Source organism: Mycobacterium sp. NGS64, from assembly GCF_059812245.1.
This window is the reverse complement of record NZ_JCALCI010000002.1, coordinates 444,136-468,049: the sequence shown is the minus strand read 5'-3', so window position 1 is coordinate 468,049 and position 23,914 is coordinate 444,136. Positions and strand designations below refer to the sequence as shown.

Annotated in this window: 21 protein-coding genes and 1 pseudogene; 9 read left to right on the top strand and 13 right to left on the bottom strand. The window is 68.6% G+C overall.

All coding sequences use genetic code 11. The annotated features are described in order from the left end of the window. Positions 1-2: 2 nt before the first annotated feature. The 4 genes from AC5Y4S_RS10580 to AC5Y4S_RS10565 are packed head-to-tail and all read right to left on the bottom strand — an operon-like array spanning position 3 to position 4,747. Positions 3-701, bottom strand: a complete 699-nt coding sequence (locus AC5Y4S_RS10580; protein ID WP_500032538.1) for a cysteine peptidase family C39 domain-containing protein — start codon at positions 699-701, stop codon at positions 3-5. Positions 702-724: 23 nt separating this feature from the next. Next, entirely contained in the window at positions 725-1,048 is a 324-nt protein-coding gene (locus tag AC5Y4S_RS10575) for a DUF732 domain-containing protein (protein ID WP_500032537.1), read from the bottom strand. A gap of 52 nt (positions 1,049-1,100) precedes the next feature. After that, complete coding sequence (locus tag AC5Y4S_RS10570) at positions 1,101-2,987, bottom strand: ABC transporter ATP-binding protein (protein ID WP_500032536.1); 1,887 nt, start codon at positions 2,985-2,987, stop codon at positions 1,101-1,103. Further along, positions 2,984-4,747, bottom strand: a complete 1,764-nt coding sequence (locus AC5Y4S_RS10565; RefSeq protein ID WP_500032535.1) for an ABC transporter ATP-binding protein — start codon at positions 4,745-4,747, stop codon at positions 2,984-2,986. The genes AC5Y4S_RS10570 and AC5Y4S_RS10565 overlap by 4 nt, the downstream gene beginning before the upstream one ends. Positions 4,748-4,857: 110 nt before the next feature. On the opposite strand from AC5Y4S_RS10565, the gene AC5Y4S_RS10560 reads away from it, so the two are divergent. Both AC5Y4S_RS10560 and AC5Y4S_RS10555 read left to right on the top strand, forming a co-directional pair. Then, on the top strand, positions 4,858-5,436 hold the full coding sequence (locus tag AC5Y4S_RS10560; protein WP_500032534.1) for a DUF3558 domain-containing protein: 579 nt from the start codon (positions 4,858-4,860) through the stop codon (positions 5,434-5,436). Next, on the top strand, positions 5,433-5,978 hold the full coding sequence (locus AC5Y4S_RS10555) for a DUF3558 domain-containing protein (RefSeq protein ID WP_500032533.1): 546 nt from the start codon (positions 5,433-5,435) through the stop codon (positions 5,976-5,978). The genes AC5Y4S_RS10560 and AC5Y4S_RS10555 overlap by 4 nt, the downstream gene beginning before the upstream one ends. Here AC5Y4S_RS10555 and AC5Y4S_RS10550 read toward each other — a convergent pair. Beyond that, a complete protein-coding gene (locus AC5Y4S_RS10550; RefSeq protein WP_500032532.1) occupies positions 5,975-6,478 on the bottom strand; it encodes a SixA phosphatase family protein in 504 nt (167 codons plus the stop codon). The two genes, AC5Y4S_RS10555 and AC5Y4S_RS10550, sit on opposite strands and share 4 nt — an antisense overlap. Before the next feature lie 9 nt (positions 6,479-6,487). After that, on the bottom strand, positions 6,488-7,888 hold the full coding sequence (locus AC5Y4S_RS10545) for an HNH endonuclease signature motif containing protein (protein ID WP_500032531.1): 1,401 nt from the start codon (positions 7,886-7,888) through the stop codon (positions 6,488-6,490). A gap of 185 nt (positions 7,889-8,073) precedes the next feature. Here AC5Y4S_RS10545 and AC5Y4S_RS10540 point away from each other — a divergent pair, with 185 nt between their 5' ends. Genes AC5Y4S_RS10540 through AC5Y4S_RS10530 form a run of 3 tightly spaced genes read left to right on the top strand, consistent with a single transcriptional unit; the run spans position 8,074 to position 13,120 of the window. Further along, entirely contained in the window at positions 8,074-9,210 is a 1,137-nt protein-coding gene (locus AC5Y4S_RS10540) for a metallophosphoesterase family protein (RefSeq protein WP_500032530.1), read from the top strand. Next, positions 9,207-11,828, top strand: a complete 2,622-nt coding sequence (locus tag AC5Y4S_RS10535; protein ID WP_500032529.1) for an AAA family ATPase — start codon at positions 9,207-9,209, stop codon at positions 11,826-11,828. Before AC5Y4S_RS10540 ends, AC5Y4S_RS10535 begins: the two co-directional genes overlap by 4 nt. A gap of 38 nt (positions 11,829-11,866) precedes the next feature. Next, positions 11,867-13,120: an alpha/beta hydrolase gene (locus AC5Y4S_RS10530; RefSeq protein WP_500032528.1), complete on the top strand. Its 1,254-nt coding sequence runs from the start codon at positions 11,867-11,869 to the stop codon at positions 13,118-13,120. On the opposite strand, the gene AC5Y4S_RS10525 is transcribed toward AC5Y4S_RS10530, so the two are convergent. Genes AC5Y4S_RS10525 through AC5Y4S_RS10510 form a run of 4 tightly spaced genes read right to left on the bottom strand, consistent with a single transcriptional unit; the run spans position 13,107 to position 18,481 of the window. Beyond that, on the bottom strand, positions 13,107-14,771 hold the full coding sequence (locus AC5Y4S_RS10525; protein ID WP_500032527.1) for an ABC transporter family substrate-binding protein: 1,665 nt from the start codon (positions 14,769-14,771) through the stop codon (positions 13,107-13,109). The genes AC5Y4S_RS10530 and AC5Y4S_RS10525 overlap by 14 nt on opposite strands. Next, positions 14,764-16,605, bottom strand: coding sequence for an ABC transporter ATP-binding protein (locus tag AC5Y4S_RS10520; RefSeq protein WP_500032526.1), 1,842 nt, complete (start codon positions 16,603-16,605; stop codon positions 14,764-14,766). The genes AC5Y4S_RS10525 and AC5Y4S_RS10520 overlap by 8 nt, the downstream gene beginning before the upstream one ends. Then, complete coding sequence (locus AC5Y4S_RS10515; RefSeq protein ID WP_500032525.1) at positions 16,602-17,507, bottom strand: ABC transporter permease; 906 nt, start codon at positions 17,505-17,507, stop codon at positions 16,602-16,604. Before AC5Y4S_RS10515 ends, AC5Y4S_RS10520 begins: the two co-directional genes overlap by 4 nt. Beyond that, positions 17,504-18,481: an ABC transporter permease gene (locus AC5Y4S_RS10510; RefSeq protein WP_500032524.1), complete on the bottom strand. Its 978-nt coding sequence runs from the start codon at positions 18,479-18,481 to the stop codon at positions 17,504-17,506. Before AC5Y4S_RS10510 ends, AC5Y4S_RS10515 begins: the two co-directional genes overlap by 4 nt. Positions 18,482-18,617: 136 nt before the next feature. Here AC5Y4S_RS10510 and AC5Y4S_RS10505 point away from each other — a divergent pair, with 136 nt between their 5' ends. Beyond that, a complete protein-coding gene (locus AC5Y4S_RS10505; protein ID WP_500032523.1) occupies positions 18,618-19,109 on the top strand; it encodes a beta-class carbonic anhydrase in 492 nt (163 codons plus the stop codon). Here the strand turns inward: AC5Y4S_RS10505 and AC5Y4S_RS10500 are convergent. Then, positions 19,106-19,525, bottom strand: a complete 420-nt coding sequence (locus AC5Y4S_RS10500; RefSeq protein ID WP_068127832.1) for a PaaI family thioesterase — start codon at positions 19,523-19,525, stop codon at positions 19,106-19,108. The genes AC5Y4S_RS10505 and AC5Y4S_RS10500 overlap by 4 nt on opposite strands. A 129-nt stretch (positions 19,526-19,654) precedes the next feature. Between AC5Y4S_RS10500 and cysD the strand changes: the two are divergent. The 3 genes and pseudogenes from cysD (at position 19,655) to AC5Y4S_RS10485 (ending at position 22,999) form a co-directional block, all read left to right on the top strand. Then, positions 19,655-20,640, top strand: a pseudogene (cysD, locus tag AC5Y4S_RS10495) (sulfate adenylyltransferase subunit CysD). Beyond that, complete coding sequence (gene cysC / locus AC5Y4S_RS10490; RefSeq protein ID WP_500032522.1) at positions 20,640-22,481, top strand: adenylyl-sulfate kinase; 1,842 nt, start codon at positions 20,640-20,642, stop codon at positions 22,479-22,481. The pseudogene cysD and the gene cysC overlap by 1 nt, the downstream one beginning before the upstream one ends. Before the next feature lie 32 nt (positions 22,482-22,513). Next, positions 22,514-22,999 carry an Rrf2 family transcriptional regulator gene (locus AC5Y4S_RS10485; RefSeq protein ID WP_500032521.1) on the top strand — a complete coding sequence of 162 codons (486 nt, stop codon included), beginning with the start codon at positions 22,514-22,516 and terminating at the stop codon, positions 22,997-22,999. On the opposite strand, the gene AC5Y4S_RS10480 is transcribed toward AC5Y4S_RS10485, so the two are convergent. Both AC5Y4S_RS10480 and AC5Y4S_RS10475 read right to left on the bottom strand, forming a co-directional pair. After that, positions 22,996-23,385, bottom strand: coding sequence for a VOC family protein (locus AC5Y4S_RS10480; protein WP_500032520.1), 390 nt, complete (start codon positions 23,383-23,385; stop codon positions 22,996-22,998). The two genes, AC5Y4S_RS10485 and AC5Y4S_RS10480, sit on opposite strands and share 4 nt — an antisense overlap. 104 nt (positions 23,386-23,489) lie before the next feature. Next, positions 23,490-23,903, bottom strand: a complete 414-nt coding sequence (locus tag AC5Y4S_RS10475; RefSeq protein WP_500032519.1) for a VOC family protein — start codon at positions 23,901-23,903, stop codon at positions 23,490-23,492. Between the last annotated feature and the right edge of the window lie 11 nt (positions 23,904-23,914).

Genomic DNA, 23,914 nt, shown 5'->3' with positions numbered 1-23,914 from the left:
ATCTACAGCGTGACCACCATCAACTCGTCGCTCGTATCCCAAGCTTTGACGAAAAGCTCGATGGGAACCTGCTCGTCGCGACCCTCGGCGATGCCGCTGTCGTTGAGGTGGACGATGCCGCGGGCGACGTCGACACCGGTCACCACCACCGCGTGGTCGGACACGGGGTTGCCGCTCTTGTCCCTCGCCTCGACGGGCTCGTGCCAGATGATTTCGCCGTTGACGCTGGCGATCACCTTGTGGCCGCCGCCGAGCGCCTGCTTGAGCCCCGCGATGCCCGAGCGGATTCCGCTCACTGCGCGGTCGTCCCTGTCGATGACCACCGCGGCCACCCGGTAGTGCGCGAGCAACGCGGGAATATCCGCGATGCTGGCGCCGTCGCCCGAATTCGGGTCGTCCGGGTTGGCCGGCTTGGTGTAGATCGGGCCGCCGTGAACCACGCTCGCAGTCGAATGGGCCTTCTCGATGATGGCGGCCTCGGAGGGCGACTCGCCGGTGATCTGACCGATGACGTCGGCGCTGGACATCAGGACGCAGTCGTCGTACTGCTGCTGGTGCCAGAACTTGCCGGCGGCGACGGGGTCGCCGTACACGGCCTCGGAGGCCGCATCACGCTGGGCCTGGGCCGGGGCGGCCACACCGAACGCAATCGCGAGCACCGCGAATGTGACTGTGGCCGTGGCGATCCGGTTGGGCTTCATGGCCAGTCCTTTGCTTCTCGGCGTCACTTGGCGAATTGCGGGCAGTAGGTCTTGGCGGCGACGACGACGAAGTAGTCCGCCAGCGTGGGGGTCAGATTGGTCTGGCTCAGCACCTGGCGGGCGATCTCGGGCCCGCTGTTGCCGGCGTTGAGCTCCACGCACACCAGGTAGCCGTCCATGACCGCCTGCTGCGGGGAATCGATGCCGATGCCGGCGCCCCTGATCTCGGTGATGAAGGCGTCGTCGACGGTGCCGGCCGATGCGCCACCCGCGGTGGCTACCGCGAGCCCGACGACGGCGGCGCCGAGCGCGGCGGCAACGGTTGCGGTGATGCACGGTGCGAACATGCACCCAGGTTCCGGCCCGACCCTTGACGGATCCTCAACGGTTTCTTGGTAACTAAGCCCGACTAGCCTGGGTCATCGCGTAGTAGGCGCCGCGCCGCGCCAGCAGTTGGGCGTGGCTGCCCTGTTCGACGATGCGGCCGGCCTCGACGACGACGATGCGGTCGGCGTCGCGGATGGTCGAAAGGCGGTGCGCGATAATGAAACTCGTGCGGCCGCGGCGAAGTTCGCGCATGGCGCGCTGAACGAGCGTCTCGGTGCGGGTGTCCACCGAGCTGGTCGCCTCGTCCAGGATCAGCAGCCGCGGCCGGGCGAGGAATGCGCGGGCGATGGTGATGAGCTGGCGCTCGCCGGCGCTGATGTTGGTGCCGCCGCCGCTGACCGGGGTCTGGTAGCCGGCCGGCAGGGTATGCACGAACCGGTCCACGTACGCCGCCTTGGCGGCCTCGATCACCTCGTCTTCGGTGGCTTCCGGGCGGCCGTAGGCGATGTTCTCCGCGATCGTCCCGTCGAACAGCCAAGTGTCCTGCAGCACCATGCCGATTCCCGATCGCAGCGACTGCCTGCTCACGGTGGTGATGTCGAGCCCGTCGATCAGTATTCGGCCCGAGTCGACGTCGTAGAACCGCATCAGCAGGTTCACCAGCGTGGTCTTGCCCGCCCCGGTCGGCCCCACGATCGCCACCGTGCTGCCCGGCTCGGCCACCAGCGACAGGTCGTGGATCACCGGCGTGCCCGGCCGGTACGAGAAGTTCACGTGCTCGAACTCGACGCGGCCGCCGTTGGACCGCGGCAACGCCCGCTCCTGGTCCGGCGGCTCCTCGGGCTCGTCGAGCAGCTCGAACACCCGCTCGGCGCTGGCCACCCCGGATTGCAGGGTGTTGTACATCCCGGCCACCTGGCTCACCGGCGCGTTGAACTGCCGCAGGTATTGGATGAAGGCCTGGATGCTGCCCAGCGTGATCTGCCCGGTGGCCACCTGCAGGCCGCCGACGACGGCGACCGCGGCGTAGCCGACGTTGCCGATGAACCCCGTCGCCGGCGCCACCAGGCCGGAGAAGAACTGGGCGCCGAAGCTGGCCCGGTAGACCTCGTCGTTGAGGCGGCGGAACTGCTCGCGCGCCGCGGCCTGGTGGCCGAACGTCCGGACCACCGTGAATCCGCTGTAGGTCTCCTCGATGTGGGCGTTCAGGCGACCGGTGCTGCGCCACTGGGCGACGAACAGGCGCTGCGAACGCCGCGCGATCGCCCGCGTCGCCAGCAGCGAGATCGGCACGGCCAGCAGCGTGATGCCGGCGAGCAGCGGGGAGATGGACACCATCATCGCCAGCACGGCCACCACCGTCAGGGCCGCCGTCAAAAGCTGGCTGATCGTCATCGACAGTGACGACTGCACGTTGTCGATGTCGTTGGTGACCCGGCTCAGCACCTCGCCGCGTTGGCGCCTGTCGAAGTAGGCCAGAGGCAGCCGGTGGATCTTGTCCTCGACGTCCGAGCGCAGCGCGACCATGGTGCGCTGCACGGTGACGTTGAGCAGCCGGACCTGCGCCCAAATCAGTAGCGCGGAAACAACATACAGCGCCAGGGCCAGCGCCAGCGTTCGGGCCACCGCCCCGAAGTCCACACCCCGCCCGGGCACCACGTTCATCCCGGACAGCAGGTCGGCGAATGCGTTCTGGCCGCGGGCGCGGGCGGCGGCGACGGCCTGCGCCTTGCTGGTACCGGCCGGCAGCTGCCGCCCGATGACGCCGTTGAACAGCAGGTCGGTGGCGTGGCCCAGGATTCGGGGCACGACCACCCCGATCGCCGTGCCGGTGATGCCCAGCGCGATCACCGCGAGGCTCAGGCGCCGTTGCGGCGCAAGCCGTTTCATCAGTCGGGTCGCCGATGCCCAGAAGTCGTGGGAGCGTCCCGCCGCCGGTGCCACGGGCGCCACGGTCATTGCTCACCCCCCACCCCGGCCCCCACCGACTGCGAGTCGGCGAATTCCGCGTAGGTGGGACATTCCGCGAGCAGCGATTCGTGCGTGCCCGCACCCACCAGTTTCCCGCCGTCGACGACGATCACCTGGTCGGCCTGGGCCGCGGTGGAAACGCGTTGGGTGACAACGATTATCGTGGCCGGATTCCTGGGACCGCACACCTCGGCAAGCGACGCGCGCACCCGGGCGTCGGTGTGCACGTCGAGCGCGGCGAAGGAGTCGTCGAACAGGTAGATCGCGGGGCGGCGGATGACGGCCCGCGCGATCGCCAGCCGCTGCCGCTGGCCACCGGAGAAGTTGATGCCGCCCTGGGCGACGCGCATGTGCAGCCCGTCATCGTGGGCCCGGACGAACCCGTCGGCGTCGGCTATCCGCAACGCCTCCCACATCTCGTCGTCCGTCACCACCTGCCCGGGAGCCGCGCCGTAGCGCAGGTTCTCGGCCACCGTGCCGGAGAACAGGTAGCCGCGCTGGGGCACCAGCCCGATCGCCGACCACAGCCGCTCGGTGTGGTAGTCGCGGACGTCGACGTCGTCGATCAGCACGGCGCCCGAGGTGACGTCGTAGAGCCGGCAGATCAGGGAGATCAGCGTCGACTTGCCCGAACCCGTGCTTCCGACGATCGCGGTCGTCGTCCCGGGGGTCGCCGTGAACGAAATGTCTTGCAGCACCGGGCGATCGGCGCCCGGATAGGTGAAGGTGGCGCCCTCCAACCGCACGACGCCCGCGATCCCGCCCAGCGGGAACCTCGGGTTCGGTGGGTCCTGTACGGCGGCGCGGGTGTCGAGCACCTCGGTGATCCGTTCGGCGCACACCGCCGCGCGCGGCAGCACCACCAGCGTCATTGTGGCCATCAAGACCGCCATCAGGATCTGGGTGAAGTACACCAGGAAGGCGGTCAGCGAACCGACCTGCATCTGGCCCCGGTCGATGCGCAGGCCGCCGAACCAGATCAGCGCGACGCTGGACACGTTGATGGTCAGTGTGGTCAGCGGGGGCATCAGCGCCTGCAGATTGCCGGCGGCCAGCGCGGTGTTCGACAGCGCGGTGTTGGCGCGGGCGAACCGGTCGCGCTCGTAGCCCTCGCGGGCGAACGCGCGGACCACCCGTACGCCGGACAGTTGGTCGCGCACCACGCGGTTGATGCCGTCGATCAGGCCTTGCATCCGGCGCAGCAGCGGCAGCATGCGCGACATGACGAAGTAGTTGGTCACCGCCATCACCGGGACGCTGACCAGCAGCAGCCAGGCGAGCGCGGCCTCCTGGTGCAGGGCCATGACGATGCCGCCCACGCACATGATCGGCGCGGTGATCAGCACGGTGCCGCCGATCTGGACCAGGTACTGGATCTGCCGGACGTCGTTGGTGCTGCGCGTCAGCAGGGTTGGCGCGCCGAATCGGTCGGTCTCGTGCTCGCAGAAGGTGGTGACGTGTTCGAAAATCGCTTGGCGCAGGTCGCGGCCGAAGCCCATGCCCGCCCGCGAGCCGACGTAGACGGCCCCGACCGCGCACAGCACCTGCAACCCGGTGACCGAAAGCATCACCATGCCGAGCCGGACGATGGTGGCGGTGTCACCCTTGGCGACGCCCTCGTCGATAATCGAGGCGTTGACCGTGGGCAGGTACAGCGACGCCAGGGTGCTGGTCAGCTGGAGCGCCAGCAGCACCGCAACCAGCCGCCGGTACGGCCGGATGTACTGGCGCAGCAGTGCCAGGAGCATCTGCTCACTGTCGCATACGGCGCGCCCCGCGCTCGTCAACACGGGGCCGAAATGCCTGCTCAGGCGCGGCGTCGGCGGTTGGCCGCCGCGGTCCCGCTACAGTGCATCGTGTGACGAGCAGAAGGCCCCGCAGTAGGCCCCGCGCGAGGGCGCTGGCTCTCGTGGCGTCGGCCTTAGCGATTCTGATCCCGACGATTGCGGGATGCTCGGGTTCCGGCGACAACAAACCGGGAGCGACGGCATCGTCGACGCCGGGCAACGGCGAGGGCCATCACGGGCCGATGTTCCCGCAATGCGGCGGCATCAACGATCAGACCGTGTCAGAGCTGACGAAGGTGACCGGGCTGGTGAACACCGCCAGGAACTCGGTCGGGTGCCAGTGGCTGGCGGGCGGCGGGATTCTCGGCCCGCACTTCTCCTTTTCCTGGTATCGCGGCAGCCCGATCGGACGCGAGCGCAAGACCGAGGAGCTGTCGCGCGCCAGCGTCGACGACATCAACATCAACGGCCACGGCGGCTTCATCGCCGTCGGCAACGAGCCCAACCTGGGCGACTCGCTCTGCGAGGTAGGCATCCAGTTCCAGGACGACTTCATCGAATGGTCGGTCAGCTTCAGCCAGAAGCCGTTCCCGCCGCCCTGCGACATAGCCAAGGAACTGGCCCGTCAGTCGATTGCGAACTCCAAATGAGCCGGCGAACCGTTCGCGCCTGCGTGGCCGCGGTGTTCGCCGCGCTGTTGGTGTTGACCGGATGTTCGAGGTCCATCGGGGGTAACGCCATCAAGGCGGGCGGCAACCCCCCGCGCAACAACACCTCTCAGCAGCAGTACCCGAACCTGCTCAAGGAGTGCGAGGTGTTGACCAGCGACATCCTGGCCAAGACCGTCGGCGCCGACCCGCTGGACATTCAGAGCACGTTCGTCGGGGCCATCTGCCGGTGGCAGGCGGCGAACCCGGCGGGGCTGATCGACATCTCCCGGTTCTGGTTCGAGCAGGGCAGCCTGGGCGAAGAGCGCAAGGTGGCCGACTTCCTCAAGTACAAGGTCGAGAACCGCTCGATCGCGGGCATCGAGTCGATCGTGATGCGCCCGGACGACCCGAACGGCGCGTGCGGCGTGGCGAGCAACGCGGCCGGGGTGGTTGGGTGGTGGGTCAACCCCCAGGTGCCCGGGATTGACGCCTGTGGGCAGGCGCTCAAGCTGATGGAGCTGACGCTGTCCACCAACAGCTAGCGCGGAACCTCGAAGCCGGTCAGCGCGGCCCCGCCCGGTTCGAGTCCCTTCCACGCGCTTGGCACCGCCAGCACTGCGATGGCCGACGTCGGGAATTTCGTCGAGATGCGTTCCAGCAGAGCGACGTCCGTGCCGTCATCGGCGGCCAGGATGATCGCGAGCCCGGACATCGTGGGCTCGTGACCGACGACCAGCAGCGTGCCGATGTCGTCGCCCGTCTCGTTGATCTCCGCGATCATCGTTCCCGGGGTGGCGCCGTAGAGCCGCTCGCTGTAGCGCACCGGGGCGTCGATTCCCGTCCTGTCCAACGTCTGCCGCGCGCGAGTCGCGGTGGAGCACAGCACGGCGTCGATCGCGGGAACGTTGGCGCGCAACCAGTCCCCAGCCAGCCCGGCCTCCCGGATGCCGCGCGGCGCCAGGGGCCGGTCATGATCCGGGACTCCCTCCGGGTAGTCGGATTTCGCGTGCCGCATCAGCAGCAGCGTGCGCCGTTCAGTCACGCGCTCACGCTACGCCGCGTCGTCATGATCGTCGTCGTCTTCTCCGTCTTCGGTGTGGAGGAGTTTTTCGGGGTGCCAGTAGGTGTTGGTGCGGGGTTGGCCGCGGTCGAGGTGGGGTGGGGGGATCCATTCGGTTTCGCCGCGGCTGTTTTTGCGGGTGGTCCAGCCGTCGGGGTGCAGCATGCGGTGGTGGCAGCCGCAGGCGAAGGTGAGGTCGTTGACGTCGGTGGTGTGGCATTGGGCGTAGTCGGTGACGTGGTGGACTTCGCTGTAGTAGCCGGCCACGGTGCAGCCTGGGGCGCTGCAGCCGTGTTCCTTGCCGTACAACACGATTCGCTGGGCGGGGGAGGCTAGGCGTTTGGTGTGATAGAGCGCCAGGGCTTTGCCGTTGCCGTGGTCGAAGATGGCCAGGTAGTGGTGGGCGTGGCGGGCCAGGCGGATGACGTCGCTGATGGGCAAGATGCTGCCCCCACCGGTCAGCCCCCGGCCGGCGGCGGCTTCGAGTTCGGCCAGGGTGGTGGTGACGATGATCGAGGCGGGCAGCCCGTTGTGCTGGCCCAGCGTGCCCGAGCACAGCAGCGCGCGCAGCGCGGCGTTAAGGGCGTCGTGGTTGCGTTGGGCGGCGCTGCGGGCGTCTTTGTCGATGGCGTCTTGAGGCGGTGTGCCGTCGACGGTGGGGGCGTCGTCGAGCGGGTTGCACATGCCGGGGGCGGCCAGCTTGGCCAACACCGCTTCCACTGTCGTACGGGCTTCCGGGGTCAGGTGGCCGCGCAGTTCTGACATCCCATCGGGGCCTTGGGGACCCAACGTCAGCCCGCGCCGCCGCGCCCGGTCGTCGTCGCTGTAATTCCCGTCGGGGTTGAGGCAGTCGGCCAGCACGGCGGCCAACGCGGCTAATTGCTCGGGGCAATATTGGGTGCCCTCGCCGGCCAACTTGGTTTCCACCTGCTCGCGGGTGGCGTGGTCGACCCAGCCGGGCAACTGGCGGAAAAACCGCCGGATCACCCGCACCTGCCCGGCGCCCAGGGTTCCCTGCCGTTGGGCGGCGGCGGTGGCGGCCAGCACCGGTGCCAACCGCTCTCCGGTCAGGCCGTGGCGCGGCCCCAACTCGGCCGCCTCGCTGATGCGCCGAGCAGCCTCAGCGCGACTGGTCAGCGTCGCCTCGGCGATCGCGTGGGAAAGCTTGCCGCCCAACTCCTCGGCCGTGGCCTGCCGGGCCAGGCAGTTGATCATCGGATGTTCCACGGCGGGCAGCCGCCGGCGCACCTTCTCGCAGCGCGCCAGCAACGCCAACCACTCGTTGGTGGTCAACGCCTCACAGTCCAGCCCGACCACCGTGTCCATCGCGGCATCCAGCGCATCAAAGGCAGCCGCGATCGCCCCGCGGTCACCGACGCTGCCAGAACTCATGCCCCCAAGCTAGCCAAGGGGTCCGACAAAAAACGTCGCACAGAAATTGAGTGTGAAACAAGGGATTTGATGGAGGAAACCGCTGGTTCCCCGGAGACCTGCCGAGCGAGGTCCCGCGACTTGTCGGCGCGCAGACCTAGACTTCGCGGTGCCCTGATAGCCACGACTCGAAAGGGGGCCGCCGGATGCGATTCCTGCACACCGCCGACTGGCAACTGGGCATGACGCGGCACTTCCTCGCCGGCGACGCGCAGCCGCGGTATTCGGCCGCGCGCCGCGACGCGGTGGCCGGACTGGGCGCGCTGGCGGCCGAGGTGGGCGCCGAGTTCGTCGTCGTCGCCGGCGACGTCTTCGAACACAATCAACTCGCCCCGCAGGTGATCGGCCAATCCCTGGAAGCCATGCGCGCCATAGGGATTCCCGTCTACCTGCTACCCGGCAACCATGATCCGCTCGACGCGTCGTCGGTGTACACCAGCGCGCTGTTCACCGCCGAACGCCCCGACAACGTCACCGTCCTCGACCGGGCCGGCGTTCACCAAATCAAGCCCGGGCTCGAGATCGTCGCCGCGCCATGGCGGTCCAAGGCGCCGACCACCGACCTCGTCGCCGACGTCCTCGACGGCCTCACGCCCACCTCAGCGACCCGCATCCTCGTGGCGCACGGCGGCGTCGACGTCCTGGATCCCGACCGCGACAAACCCTCGCTGATCCGCCTTGCGAAACTCGACGACGCCCTAAGCCGCGGCGTGATCCATTATGTCGCGCTGGGAGACAAACATTCGCTCACCGAGGTCGACGACAGCGGCCGCGTCTGGTATTCGGGCTCGCCGGAAGTCACCAACTTCGACGACGTCGAATCGGACCCCGGTCACGTGCTCGTCGTCGACGTCGACGACGGCCGCGTCACCGTGGAGCCGCGGGACGTCGGCCGCTGGCGGTTCGTCACCCTGCACCGCCAGGTCGACACCAACCGCGACATCGCCGACCTCGACATGAACCTCGATCTGATGAAGGACAAGGACCGGACGGTGGTGCGGTTGGCGCTGACCGGATCGTTGACGGTCACCGACCGCGCCGCGCTGGACGCGTGCCTGGACCGCTATGCGCGGCTGTTTGCCCACCTGCGCACCTGGGACAGCCACACCGACCTCGTGGTGGTTCCCGCCGACGGCGAGTTCAGCGACCTCGGCATCGGCGGGTTCGCCGCCGCGGCTGTCGACGAACTGGTGGCGACGGCGCGGGAAGGCAACGCCGAATCCGCCGACGCCCAAGCCGCATTGGCCCTGCTCCTGCGCCTAGCCGATCGGGGCGCCGCGTGAAGCTGCACCGGCTCGTCCTGACCAACTACCGTGGCATCGCGCACCGCGAGATCGAGTTCCCCGACCACGGCGTGGTGGTGGTCTGCGGCGCCAACGAGATCGGCAAGTCCTCGATGATCGAGGCGCTGGACCTGCTGCTGGAATCCCGGGACCGCTCCACCAAAAAGGAAGTCAAGCAGGTCAAGCCGACCCACAGCGACGTCGGCTCCGAGGTGAGCGCCGAAATCAGCTGCGGCCCTTATCGTTTCGTCTACCGCAAACGGTTCCACAAGAAGTGCGAAACCGAGCTGACGGTGCTGACGCCGCGCCGCGAACAGCTCACCGGCGACGAAGCCCACGAGCGGGTCCGGGCGATGCTGGCCGAGACGGTCGACAACGACCTCTGGCACGCCCAACGGGTGTTGCAGGCCACGTCGACGGCCGCGGTGGACCTGTCCGGCTGCGACGCGTTGTCGCGAGCCCTGGATGTGGCCGCGGGTGACGCGGCCGCGTTGTCGGGCACCGAGCCGCTGCTGATCGAGCGGATCGACGCGGAATACGGCCGCTACTTCACCCCGACCGGACGGCCGACGGGGGAATGGGCCGCCGCGATCGGCCGCCTGAAAGACGCCGAGGCCGCGGTCGCCGAATGGGCGGCGGCGGTGGCCGAGGTCGACGACCGGGTGCGACGCCACGCGGAGCTGACGGAGCGGGTGGCCGAGCTATCGCAGCAGCGCGCCGCCGCCGGCCCCCGGCTCGAGGCCGCCCAGAGAGCCGCCGACCGGATCGCCGAACTTACCAACCAGGCGCGCGAGGCCAAGCTGCTCGCCGACGCCGCGACCGCCACCTGCACCGCGGCCGGCGCCGCCCACACCGGGCGCGTGCGGCTGCTCACCGAAATCCAGACCCGCACCGCCAGCGTCGCCGCCGCCACGGCCGGAGCGCAGCAGGCCGCAGAGGCACACAAGGCGGCGACGGCCGACGCGCAGGCCGCCCACGAAGCCGTCGAAGCAGCCGCCCAGCGACTGGCGGACCTGAAACACCGCGCCGAATCCGCGCGGCGCGCCGTCGATCAGCTCGCCGCCCGCGAGGAGGCCGACCGGCTGAGCGCCCGGCTGGCCAAGATCGCCGCCCTCCAAAGCGACCGCCACCGCGTCTGCCAAGAGCTGGCAGCGGTCAAAATCACCGACGAGTCGCTACGGCGCATCGAGGACGCCGCCGCCGCCGTCGATCGCATCGGCGGACAGCTGGCGTTGACCTCCGCCGCGGTGGAATTCACCGCCATTGCCGACATCGAGCTCGCCACCGGCGACCAACGCGTGTCCCTGCCGGTCGGCCAAAGCTGGTCCATCACCGCGACCGGCCCCACCACCGTCGAGGTTCCCGGCGTCCTGACCGCGCGGGTCACCCCCGGCGCGACCACGCTTGACATCCAAGCCAAATACGCTGCGGCACAAGACGAACTCGCTAAAGCGCTGCAAGCGGCCGAAGTGGCGGACCTCGCGTCGGCGCGGTCCGCCGACCAGCGCCGCCGCGAACTGCAGGGCTGCCGCGACCAATTGGACGCCACGTTATCCGGGCTGTGCGGCGACGAAACCGTCGACCAACTGCGGGAGCGGCTGGCGCAGCTGCGCGCCGATCAACCGGCCGACCCGCACCTCGTCCCGAAAGACGCCGACGCCGCCCGCGCCGAACTGGACGCCGCCGAGGCCGCCCACACCGCCGCGGCCACGGAATTCGACCAACGCCGCAAAGCCGCGACGGCCGCCGACGCCGCGCTGGCCGAGGCCTCAACGCGCGCAACGGTTTCCCAGAACACGCTGCAGGCCCAACGCGCCGAGCTGGACGCCGCCACCGACCGGCTGTCCCGGGAGCGCGCCGAGGTGAGCGACGAGGACCTCGCGTCGGCGGCGCAAGCCGCGCTTAAAGGCAAAGAAGACGCCGAGCGCCGCGTCGCCGAGCTCGCCGACGCGCTCGCGGGCGCCGCACCGGACGCGGTCGCCGCCGAATTGACCGCCGCCACCGAGGCGGCCGATGCGCTGCGCGACCAATACGAAGACGCGAAAAGCGCCTTGCGCGAAATCGGCATCGAGCTTTCGGTTTTCGGCAGCGAGGGCCGCCAGGGCAAGCTGGACGTCGCGCACACCGAACGCGAGCACGCCGCCGGCCAGCACGAGCGGGTCGGCAGCCGGGCGCGGGCCGCCCAGTTGTTGCGCTCGGTGATGACACGGCACCGCGACACCACCCGGCAGCGCTACGTCGAGCCCTATCGCACGGAACTGCAGCGGCTCGGTCGCCCGGTGTTCGGCCCCGACTTCGAGGTCGACATCGACAGCGACCTGTGCATCAGCAGCCGCACCCTCAACGGTGTCACGGTGCCGTACGAATCCCTGTCCGGCGGCGCCAAGGAGCAGCTCGGCATCCTGGCCAGGCTGGCCGGCGCGGCCCTGGTCGCCAAGGAGGACAGCGTCCCGGTGGTGGTCGACGACGCGCTAGGTTTCACCGATCCCGATCGCCTGGCCAAGATGGGGCAGGTGTTCGACACCGTCGGCGCGCACGGCCAGGTGATCGTGCTGACGTGCAGCCCCGACCGCTACGACGGCGTGCACGACGCGCACCGAATCGACCTCAACGTTTAGCATGAAGCGCTCGACGGTATTTGTCTTGGTGGAGCGCTATGACCATGAACTCGAAACGGCGTCGGCAGCAGGAAAAGCTGGCCGCGCTGCCCGGCGTGCGGGCGGTGCGTCGGCCGGTCGAGCCGGGTAGCGCCGAAGAGTTCGATCTCTACTACGTGCGCGGCGGCCGCAAGTCCGACCACCCGCTGGTGATCATCCCGGGAGGTCCGGGAGTCGCGTCGGTCCAGATGTACAAGGGGCTGCGGCGCCGGGCCGCCGCCGCGGGCCTCGACGTCATCATGATCGAGCATCGCGGCGTGGGGATGTCGCGCCACGACGACTCCGATGCAGACCTGCCGCCCGACGCCCTCACCGTCAATCAGGTCGTCGACGACGTGGCGGCCGTGCTCGACGACGCCCGCGTGGACTCGGCCGTCATCTACGGAGCGTCGTACGGCACGTACATCGCCGCCGGAGTTGGCGTGCGCCACCCGGGCCGGGTGCATGCGATGGTCCTCGATTCGCCGCTGCTGTCGCGTCACGACATTGTGATCGTGCGCCGCGCGATCCGCCGGCTGCTGCTCCGGGGCGACAGTCCCGAAACCGCCCCGCTCGCACCGAAAGTCCGCAAGCTCGTCGATGCCGGCGTCATGACGGCGGCGGCCACCCAAGTCGTTGCGACGGTCTACGGCCATGGCGGGGCGACGCTGCTCGACCGGCAACTCGACCTGCTGCTCGACGACCGAAAGGCGTTGTGGTGGGCGCTGTCCCGATTCGCGACCCTCTCCAACCTGCCGTACCGTTACGAGGAAGACCTGGTGAGCCGCATCGCGTTCCGCGAACTCGACTATGCCGCCGAGCCCGACGGCTTGCCGCTGGACCCCGCCGTGGCCGAACGCGAAAGCCGGACCCAGACGGCCACTTTCGAGGATGAGCCATACGACCTGCCGGCCGAGATGCCGAATTTCGGCTGGCCCACCGCGGTGGTCTCCGGCGGCCGCGATCTCATCACGCCGCCGCCGGTCGCTCAGCGGGTGGCGTCCCTGATTCCGAACGCGCAGCTGCTCAAGCTTCCCACCATGGCGCACAGCGCGCTGGACTTTCGCGAGCCCGCGGCCCTGGCCGTCGCCGGCGCGGTGTGCCGCGGCGAATTCGAGGGCCTGGCCGCCCAGGCGCCGGCGCTGGACGAGCTCCCGCCGCGGCCGTCGGTCCGCTTGCTGTGGAAGGCGATCGAGCTCGCCGCCATTGCCGAGGGCGGGCTGCCGGCCCTGCGCCATCCCGCGCCGTTGCGGCGGCGGGTCAGGTCCGGATGAACCCGATCGCGGTGTAGTTCAGGTCGCCGAGGCCGGCCGCCCCGAAGTTCGCCAGCGTGCTGCGCACCGCGACGTCGCCGGGGGATTGGGTCAGCGGCAGGCTGAATCCCTCGGCCCAGATGAGCTTGTCGAGGTCGTTGGCCAACGCCTGCGCCTTGGCGGGATCGAGTTCTTCGAGCGTCCGCTCGATCGCGGCGTCGATCTCCGGGCTGCCGATCTTGCCGAAGTTGCTCGCCCCGTCGGACTGGTAGATCTGCGTCAGCGACGAGAGCGGGAACGCGTCGCCGAGCCAGCCGAACTGCGCGATGTCGAAGGCCCCGACGTTGACGTAGTTGGTGAAGAAGCCGCTGCCCGACCGCGCGACGAGTTCGAGCTTGACACCGATCTGGGCGAGGCTGTGCTGGGCGATCTGCGCGAACACCTTGCTGCCCTGCGCGTCGTAGAACAGGTCGCGGATGACCAGCTGGCGGCCGTCGCGCTCGCGGAACTGGCCGCCCCGCTTCCACCCCAGTGCGTCAAGCTCCCGGCTCGCCGCGGCCGGGTCGTAGGGCACGACGGAGCTGTTGTCCTGGTAGCCCTGTTGGCCGGCGACGTAGATGTGGTTGCCCAGCGCCACCGGATTGCTGGTGAGGCCGTACTGGACGACCTTGGCGATGGTCTGCCGGTCGATGCCCTTGGCCACCGCGACCCGTAATGCCTTGTCTTCCAGGATCGCCCCGGGGGCGCCGTTGAAGGTGAAGTGGGACCAGCTCGGCGCGGGGGCCCGCCGTATCGAAATGCCCTTGGTCCGTTGGGCGATCGTCAGCTGGTCCACGGAGCCGATCCCGGTCGCGTCGATCGTGTTGTTCTGCAGCGCAGGTAGCCGGGCGGCGTCGTCGAGCACCAGGTAGGTGATGCTGTCCAGCCGCGGCCGCGCGCCCCACCATTTCGGGTTGCGGGTCAACACGATTCGCTGCGTGGTCCGATCCAGCGAGGACACGATGAACGGTCCGGCCGTCGGGCCCGGCCCGTCGAGCTGGCCCTTGTTGAACACCTCCGGCGTGGAGGTCATGCTGGCCGGCAGCAGCATGCCGTTGCCGGCGAACATGCCGCGCCACTCGGCGTACGGCTTGGCGAACGTCATGATGGCCTGCCGGTCGTCGACCCCCCGCGTCACCGACGCGACGCGGTCGGCGCCGCTGAATCCGGCGATCTCGAAGGCCTTGTCGACGCCGCTGAGCGCGTGGATTTGGCTGGCGATGTCCTGCCAGGTGACCGGCGTGCCGTCGGACCACACGGCCTTGGGGTTGATGGTGTAGGTGACCACCTGTGGGTTGGTCCCGGTGAGCTCGACGCTGGTGAAGTAGTCGGTGTCGACGGTGGTCGAGCCGTCCGGGCCGATGACGAACGCTCGCGGCAAGGTCGCCTTCAGCATCGAGGCGACCTCGGCCGAGTTGCCGTCGATGCTGAGAATGTTGAAGTTCGGCGGAAAGTCGCTGAGCGAGAGCCGCAGGTTGCCGCCGTCCTGGAGCGTGGCGGGATCGTGCGGGTTGAGGTCGCTGGTGGTGCCGATCGAGGCCTTGTTGCCCGTCGTGGGCGTCAGGTCGATGGCCGGCGAGCATGCGGTGAGCACCAACCCGGCGACCAGCAACACGGCCAGGGCCCTAGACATACTTCCCCGGATCAGGTTGGGGCACCGCGCCCAGCAGCCGCCGCGTGTAATCATGCTGCGGATTGGCGAACAGCTGCTCGCTGTCGCCCTGCTCCACGATGGCGCCGGAATACATCACCGCAACGTCGTGCGCGAGGTGCTTGACCACCGAAAGGTCATGGGAAACAAACAGGTACGACAAGCCGAATCGCTCCTGCAGGTCGAGCAGCAGGTTGATGATCCCGGCCTGGATGGACACGTCGAGGGCGGACACCGGCTCGTCGAGCGCTAGGATCTTGGGCTGCAGCGCCAGCGTCCGCGCGATGCCGATGCGCTGCTTCTGCCCACCGGAAAACTCGGCGGGGTAGCGGGTCGCGTCGGCGCGGCGCAGGCCCACGATCTCCAGCAGCTCGGCAACCCGCGCGAACGTGGCGTTCTTGTCGAAGCCGTTGGCCCGCAACGGTTCGGCCAACAGCTCGAAGACGGGCAGCCGCGGATCCAGCGACGCCACCGGGTCCTGGAACACGACCTGGATGTCACGCCGTATCTCCCGCCGGCGCGCCGGGCTCAACGCCGCGACGTCGTTGCCCAGCACCTCGATCGAACCGGCTTGCGGCGCAACCAGTTCCAGGATCTCGTGCAGCGTGGTCGACTTGCCCGAACCGGACTCGCCGACGATGCCCAGCGTGCGGCCCTGGCGCAGCTCGAAGCTGATGCCGTCGACGGCACGGACCTCGCCAACGGCGCGACGGAACACCACGCCCTTGGTCAGCCGGTAGGCCTTGACCAGATCGCGCACCCGGACCACCACCGACGAGTCACCAGGAGTCGCCTCGACACGCGCGGAGGTGTTGACCCCGTAGATGTCCGCGGCGCTGCGGTCGCCGACCTGATCGGTGCGGATGCAGGCGGCCCGGTGATCCAGGCCGACCTCGATCAATTCCGGTTCCGCGGCGCGGCATTCGTCGATGGCCAGCGGGCAGCGCGGCGCGAATGGGCAGCCCGGATCCAGCCCCGCGAGCGACGGCGGGGCGCCGGGGATGGGCACCAGCCGGGTGCCCTGCGCGGCGTCCAGCCGGGGAACCGACCCCAACAGCCCGACGGTGTAAGGCATCTGGCGAGCCCGGTACAGGTCGCTCACAGCGGCGGACTCCACGACCCGCCCGGCGTACATCACCAGCGCCCGGTCGGCGAACTCGGCGACCACACCCAGATCGTGCGTGATGATGAGCACCCCGGCGCCGGTGACGTCGCGGGCCGTCTTGAGCACCTCCAGGATTTGCGCCTGCACCGTGACGTCCAGCGCGGTGGTGGGTTCGTCGCAGATCAGCAGGTCGGGGTCGTTGGCGATCGCGATCGCGATGACCACGCGCTGCCGTTCGCCGCCGGACAGCTCGTGCGGAAACGCCCGGGCGCGTCGCTCGGGCTGCGAGATGCCAACCAGCTCAAGCAGTTCGACCGCGCGCCCGCGGGCGGCCTTGCGCCCGACGCGCGGCTGGTGGACCTCGATCGCCTCGGCGATCTGGTCGCCGACGGTGTACACCGGCGTCAGCGCCGACATCGGATCCTGGAACACCATGCCGACCGTCTTGCCGCGGAACCGTGACATCGCGTCGTCGCCGAGCCCGAGCAACTCGGTGCCCTGCAACCGGACCGAGCCGCGCACGTGTGCGTATTCCGGCAGCAGCCCGACCACCGCCATCGCCGACACGGACTTGCCCGAGCCCGATTCACCGACCATGGCCACGACTTCGCCGGGTTCGATGTGATAGCTGATGCCGCGCACCGCGGTCACCGGCGGGCCGTCACTCGGGAAAGTGACGGCCAGGTCGGAAACTTCCAGCAGTGGGCTCATCGGCGCCCCAGCCCGCTCCCCGGATCGAGCGCGTCGCGCAGCCCGTCTCCGGTCACGTTGGCGCACACCAGGATCAGCACCAGGACCCCGGCCGGGAACAGGAACACCCACGGGAAGGTGGTCGCCGACTGGGTACCGTTGGCAATCAGCGTGCCCAGCGACACGTCGGGCGGCTGGATTCCGAAACCGAGGAAGCTCAGGCCGGTTTCGGCAAGGATGGCCGACGCGACGTTGAGCGCGGCGTCGATGATAAGGATGGACGCCACGTTGGGCACCACGTGGCCGACGATGATCCGGCGGCTGGAGACGCCCATATACCGTGCGGCGCGGATGAATTCGCGCTCACGCAAGCTCATCGTCATGCCGCGGACCATGCGCGAGCTGATCATCCACCCAAATGCGGCCAGCAGCAGCACCAGCAACAGGACGCTGGAGGACTTCTTGACCCGCGGCGTCAGTATCGCGATCAGGATGAAGCTGGGCACCACCAACAGCAGGTCGACCACCCACATCAGCACCCGGTCCCGCCATCCGCCGAAGTAGCCGGCGACCGACCCGACCGTGGCGGCGATGCCGGTGGAGATGAACGCCACGCAGACGCCGATCAGCATCGACTTCTGCATACCCCGCAGGATCTGGGCCAACAGGTCTTGGCCCAGCGCGTTGGTGCCCAGCCAATGCCGGGCGTTCGGCGGCTGCAGCAGCGCATTGAAATCGAGGTCGTCGTAGGAGTAGGGCAGCAGCGACGGCAGCGCGTAGCAGCCGACGAACAGCAGCACCAGCAGCGTCAGCGACGCCACCGCGAGCCGGTTGCGCCCGAACCGGCGCAGCACCAACGTCCGGCGCGACGTGAACCCTTCCGGCGTCGAAACCCCTTGCGCCGCAGCCGCTTGAGACGTCATGGCACCCGCACCCTCGGATCGAGCGCCGCGTAGAAGATATCCGACAACAGGCCAGCCAACAACACCACCGTGCCGGAGAACAGCGTGATGGCCGCGATGATGTTGGTGTCCTGCGCCGAAATGCCTTGCACCAGCCATTCACCCATGCCGTGCCAGCCGAAGATCTTCTCGACGAACACCGCCCCGGTGACCAGGCCGGCCACCCCGTAGGCGAACAGCGTCGCCAGCGGTATCAGCGCGGTGCGCAGCCCGTGCTTGAACAGCGCACGCCGACGGGTCAGTCCCTTGGCGCGGGCGGTGCGAATGAAGTCCTGCCCGAGGACGTCGAGCATCGCGTTGCGCTGATATCGGCTGTATCCCGCCGCCGCCATCAGCGCCAGGGTCAGCGTGGGCAGGATCAGGTGCCGCAACCGGTCGACCAGCTCCGGCCAGAACCCGCCGGCCACGCCGGGCGACGTCTCCCCGGTGTAGTCGAACAGATGCATGTCGAGGGCCCAGTTGACCCGCAGCGCACCCAGGATCAGCAGGTTGGCGATGACGAACGACGGAGTGCTCAGCAACAGCAGCGCCAGCAGCGTGACGACGCGGTCGCTCAGCCGGTACTGGCGGATCGCGCCCCACGCCCCGGCGACGATGCCCAGCACCGTGCCCACCAGCGAGCCGACGACCAGCAGCCGCAGGCTGACCCCGACGCGGCGCCACAGCGTGGTGGCGACGGGTTGCCCGGTGATGGTCGTGCCGAAGTCGCCGCGGACGACGTGCGAGGCCCAGTTCGCGTAGCGGAGCGGTATGGGCTTGTCCAAGCCGAGCGCGTGGGCCTTGGCGTCGATGACGGCCTGCGGCGGGCGCGGGTTGCGCTGCAAGAGGCTGTCCAGCGGCGAAAACGCCACCGAAGTCAGGCAATAGGTCAGAAACGACGCCAGCGCCAGCAGCACGATGTAGTTGAGCAACCGGCGCGCCAGGAAACGAATCATGCCCGACCGAGCCGCCCGTGCCGCATTGGGACAGGTTAACCAGCCGGGCTCGTCCTTGTGATCCGGCTGATTTTCATGCGTGAATTAGGGGTGGCTCGCTGCTACTTTCAGGCCGCCACACCCCAAGGAGGCTTGCGTGACGGTTACCGAGGACTACCTGGCCAATAACGCCCAATACGCGAGCAGCTTCCAGGGCCCGCTGCCGTTGCCGCCGAGCAAGCATGTCGCGGTGGTCGCGTGCATGGACGCGCGGCTCGACGTCTACCGCATCCTGGGCCTCAACGAGGGCGAGGCCCACGTCATCCGCAACGCGGGCGGCGTCGTCACCGACGATGTCATCCGCTCGCTGGCCATCAGCCAGCGGCTGCTGGGGACCCGGGAGATCATCCTGATCCACCACAGCGACTGCGGCATGCTCACTTTCACCGACGACGACTTCAAACGCGGCATCCAGGACGAGATCGGGGTCAAGCCGCCCTGGGCGGCCGAGGCGTTCCCGGACCTCGCCGAGGACGTCCGGCAGTCGCTGCGCCGCATCGAGAACAGCCCGTTCGTGACCAAGCACGTCTCGCTGCGCGGCTTCGTCTTCGACGTCGCCACCGGCAAGCTCGAGGAAGTGACCCTCTAGCCCACCTTGTACGTCGCCAGCGCCTTGGCGACCAGCGTGCCCGACGGGTCGACGATCTCTGCCTCGCAGTTGACCAACGACCGGCCGCGCCGCAGCACCCGGCCCACCCCGATCAGGTCGCACGCCCGCGCCGGCGCCATGAAGTCCAGCGCCATCGACACCGTCACGCCCCGCAGCGACGGGGGAGCGTCCGCACCGCACCACGCCGCGGCCATGACGGTCAGGTCGGCCAGGGTGGCGATGGCGCCGCCGTGCACCATGTCGCCGACGGTGACGTTGGTCGGATCCCACGGCAGCCGCAGCCTGACCTCGTCGTCGGCCAGCTGATCGGCGACGATCCCCAGCTTCGCGACGAACGGCGATTGGGGGAGGAATTGCGAAATGACTTCGCGGCCGCTCTGCGTTTCAGTCGTCATGCGCTCATGCTCGCGCACGCACCCGCCGGCGCAAAAGGCAAGTGACCCCTCGTGGCGTAATGCGTCGCCTGCTTGTCACCCGCGCCAAACCGTTGACATCGGCGGGGACGGCTGGTTCTATATACGACAATGACCATAAAGATGGTCAATTCGACCACCTTTATCAAGAATCCAACGAGGTGCCTATGACCAGCGTTGTGAACACGGCCCCGGCGGCCGGCCAGTACGAGTTGAGCCATCTGCGCTCGCTCGAGGCCGAGGCGATCCACATCATTCGGGAGGTGGCCGCGGAGTTCGAGCGCCCCGTCCTGCTGTTCTCGGGCGGCAAGGACTCCATCGTGATGCTGCACCTGGCGCTCAAGGCGTTTAAGCCCGGACGGCTGCCGTTCCCGGTGATGCACGTCGACACCGGCCACAACTTCGACGAGGTGATCGCCGCCCGCGACGAGCTGGTCGCCGAGTCCGGGGTGCGGCTGGTGGTGGCGTCGGTGCAGGAGGACATCGACGCCGGACGGGTGGTCGAGACGATCCCGTCGCGCAACCCGATCCAGACCGTGACGCTGCTGCGCGCCATCCGCGAGAACAAGTTCGACGCCGCGTTCGGCGGGGCGCGCCGCGACGAGGAGAAGGCGCGCGCCAAGGAGCGGGTGTTCAGCTTCCGTGACGAGTTCGGCCAGTGGGACCCCAAGGCCCAGCGGCCCGAGCTCTGGAACCTCTACAACGGACGGCACCACAAGGGCGAGCACATCCGCGTCTTCCCGCTGTCCAACTGGACCGAGTTCGACATCTGGTCCTACATCGGCGCCGAAAAGATCAAGCTGCCGTCGATCTATTTCGCGCACCGGCGCAAGGTGTTTCAGCGCGACGGCATGCTCCTGGCGGTGGACCGGCACATGCAGCCGCGCGCCGACGAGCGGGTGTTCGAGGCCACGGTGCGGTTCCGCACCGTCGGCGACGTCACCTGCACCGGGTGCGTGGAATCCGAGGCCGCCACCGTAAGCGAGGTTATCGCCGAGACGGCGGTGGCGCGGTTGACCGAGCGCGGTGCGACCCGCGCCGACGACCGGATCTCGGAGGCTGGAATGGAAGACCGCAAACGGCAGGGCTACTTCTGATGACAACGCTATTGAGGCTCGCGACCGCCGGATCCGTCGACGACGGCAAGTCCACCCTGATCGGGCGCCTGCTGTACGACTCCAAGGCCGTGATGGAAGACCAATGGGCGTCGGTGGAGCGGGCGTCGGAGGAGCGCGGCCACGACTACACCGACCTGGCGCTGGTGACCGACGGCCTGCGGGCCGAGCGGGAGCAGGGCATCACCATCGACGTCGCCTACCGCTATTTCGCAACTCCCAAGCGGAAATTCATCATCGCCGACACGCCGGGACACATCCAGTACACCCGCAACATGGTGACCGGGGCGTCGACGGCTCAGCTGGTGATCGTGCTCGTCGACGCCCGCCACGGCCTGCTGGAGCAGTCCCGCCGGCACGCCTTCCTGGCCTCATTGCTCGGCATCCAGCACATCGTGCTGGCGGTCAACAAGATGGATCTGATCGACTGGGACAAAGAGAAATTCGAGGCGATCCGCGACGAGTTCCACGCCTTCGCGGCCCGGCTCGACGTGCAGGACGTGGCCACCATCCCGATCTCCGCGCTCAACGGCGACAACGTGGTGACCAAGTCGGATAACTCACCGTGGTACGAGGGCCCGGCGCTGCTGTCCCACCTCGAAGAGGTCTACATCGCCGGTGACCGCAACCTGGTCGACGTGCGCTTCCCGGTGCAATACGTCATCCGGCCGCAGACCCACGAGCATCGCGACCACCGCAGCTACGCCGGCACCGTGGCCAGCGGGGTGATGCGACCCGGCGACGAGGTGGTCGTGCTGCCCGTCGGCAAGACCACCCGGATCACCGCGATCGAGGGCGCAGGCGGCCCTGTGCAAGAAGCGTTTCCACCGATGGCCGTCTCGGTGAGCTTGGCCGACGACATCGACATCTCACGCGGCGACATGATCGCGCGCGCCCACAACCAGCCGAGGGTCACGCAGGATTTCGACGCGACCGTGTGCTGGATGGCCGACAACTCGGCGCTGGAACCGGGCCGCGACTACCTCATCAAGCACACCACCCGAACCACCCGCGCACGCGTGACGGCGTTGGAGTACCGGCTCGACGTCAACACCCTGCACCGCGACAAGGGCGCAAGGGCGTTGCAGCTCAACGAACTTGGCCGCATTTCGCTGCGGACCCAGGTTCCGCTGCTGCTCGACGAGTACACCCGCAACTCCAGCACCGGCTCGTTCATCCTCATCGACCCGAACACCAACGGCACGGTGGCGGCGGGCATGGTGTTGCGCGAAGTCGCGGCGCAGACGGCAAGCCCGAACACCGTGCGGCACAAGTCGCTCGTCGGTGCAGAAGCCCGGCCGAAAGGCAAAACCGTGTGGTTCACCGGCCTGTCGGGCTCCGGCAAGTCGTCGGTGGCGATGCTGGTCGAGCGGACGCTGCTCGAAAGCCGCATTCCCGCTTACGTTCTCGACGGCGACAACCTGCGCCACGGCCTGAATGCGGACCTGGGCTTCTCCATGGCCGACCGCGCCGAGAACCTGCGCCGGCTGGCGCACGTGGCGGCGCTGCTGGCCGACAGCGGTCAGGTGGTGCTGGTGCCGGCGATTAGCCCCCTGGCCGAGCATCGCGAATTGGCCCGCAGGGTCCATGCCGACGCCGGCGTCGACTTTTTCGAGGTGTTCTGCGACACGCCGCTCGATGAGTGCGAGAAGCGTGATCCCAAGGGGCTGTACGCGAAAGTGCGCGCCGGTGAGATCCAGAACTTCACTGGCATCGACAGCCCGTATCAGCAGCCCGAGAATCCGGATCTTCGGCTGACGCCGGATCGCGGCGTCGAGGAGCACGCCCAGCGGGTCATCGACCTGCTGGAGTTGCGCCCCTAAGGGAGCCTTAGCGGGGTGGCACAATCCTCACCATGCGGATGTCGGCCAAGGCGGAGTACGCGGTGCGCGCGATGGTCCAGCTCGCCACGGTCGACGGCGGCACATTGGTGACGACCGACGAATTGGCCCAAGCCCAGGGCATACCGCCGCAATTTCTCGTCGACATCCTCACCAACCTGCGCACCGATCGCTTGGTGCGAAGCCATCGCGGCCGGGAGGGCGGCTACGAATTGGCCCGGCCCGGAAACGAGATCAGCATCGCCGACGTCCTGCGCTGCATCGACGGCCCGCTTGCCAGCGTCCGCGACATCGGGCTCGGCGATTTGCCGTACTCCGGGCCCACTGCGCCGCTGGCCGACGTGTGGCGGGCGCTGCGGGCCAGCATGCGCTCGGTGCTGGAGCGGACGACAGTGGCCGACGTCGCGGCCGGCTCGCTGCCCAAGCACGTCGCGCAACTCGCCGACGACTATCGCGACCAGGAACACGTGCGGCATGGCTCGCCGCGCGCCGGCGATTAGCCGCCCGAGCCATAGGGGCGCGTCAGGATCTCCATGGCATGCCCAGAGGGATCCAGAAAGTACACTCCGCGGCCGCCGTCGCGGGTGTTGATCTCGCCGGGCCGATTGGCCCCCGGGTCGGCCCAGTGCTCCAGGCCGCGCGATTTGATCTTGCCGTAGATCTCGTCGAACTCCTCCTCGGAAACCAGAAACGCGTAGTGCTGTCGGCGGATCTCCTCGCCCTCGGCGACGTCGGAGTAATCGAGGCTGGCCTCGTGGTCGAGCGCGACAACCATGAAGTGGCCAAACGGCTTCGGGTCCGGCAGGCCGAACAGTTCGGCGAGGAATTCCGCGGACTCGCGCTTGTCGCGGGAGGCGACGATGGTGTGGTTGAAACTGATGCTCATAATTCCTCTTTACCCCTCCCGGCCCCCACGCGAGCGCGCGTGTTTGTACAACGACACGCCGTGGGGGCTGACATTTTGCGCGCCTTCGCGGAAAGACGGCATCGCTACTTCGGCGCCGTGAGCTCCAGCGCGATGTTGTCCGGGTCGCGGAACTCCAGGATGTACGACGGCCCAATGTCTTTGACGGGCTCGTGCGGCACGCCGACCTCGTCGAGATGTGCGGCCGCGGAGTCCAATTCGGCCTTGCTGGCGAGCCGGAACGCGATGTGGTCGAGACCGCAGCGGTCCTCATGGAAGCGGTCCCTGGCGACCGGTCGCAGGCCGAGCAGCGTGCCGCCCAGGTCGTAGATGACGCCGCCGAACAGGAAGCCGAACTGGTTGCGGGTGGCTTCGTCGGCGTTCTCGGGAACCTCGAGCAACACCGGCCAGCCGAACACGGCCTCGTAGAACTGGCGTGACCGCTCGATATCCGTGACGGTCAGCCGGACATGCGCGATGGAGGTACTCGTGAAACCCATCTGCTTCATGG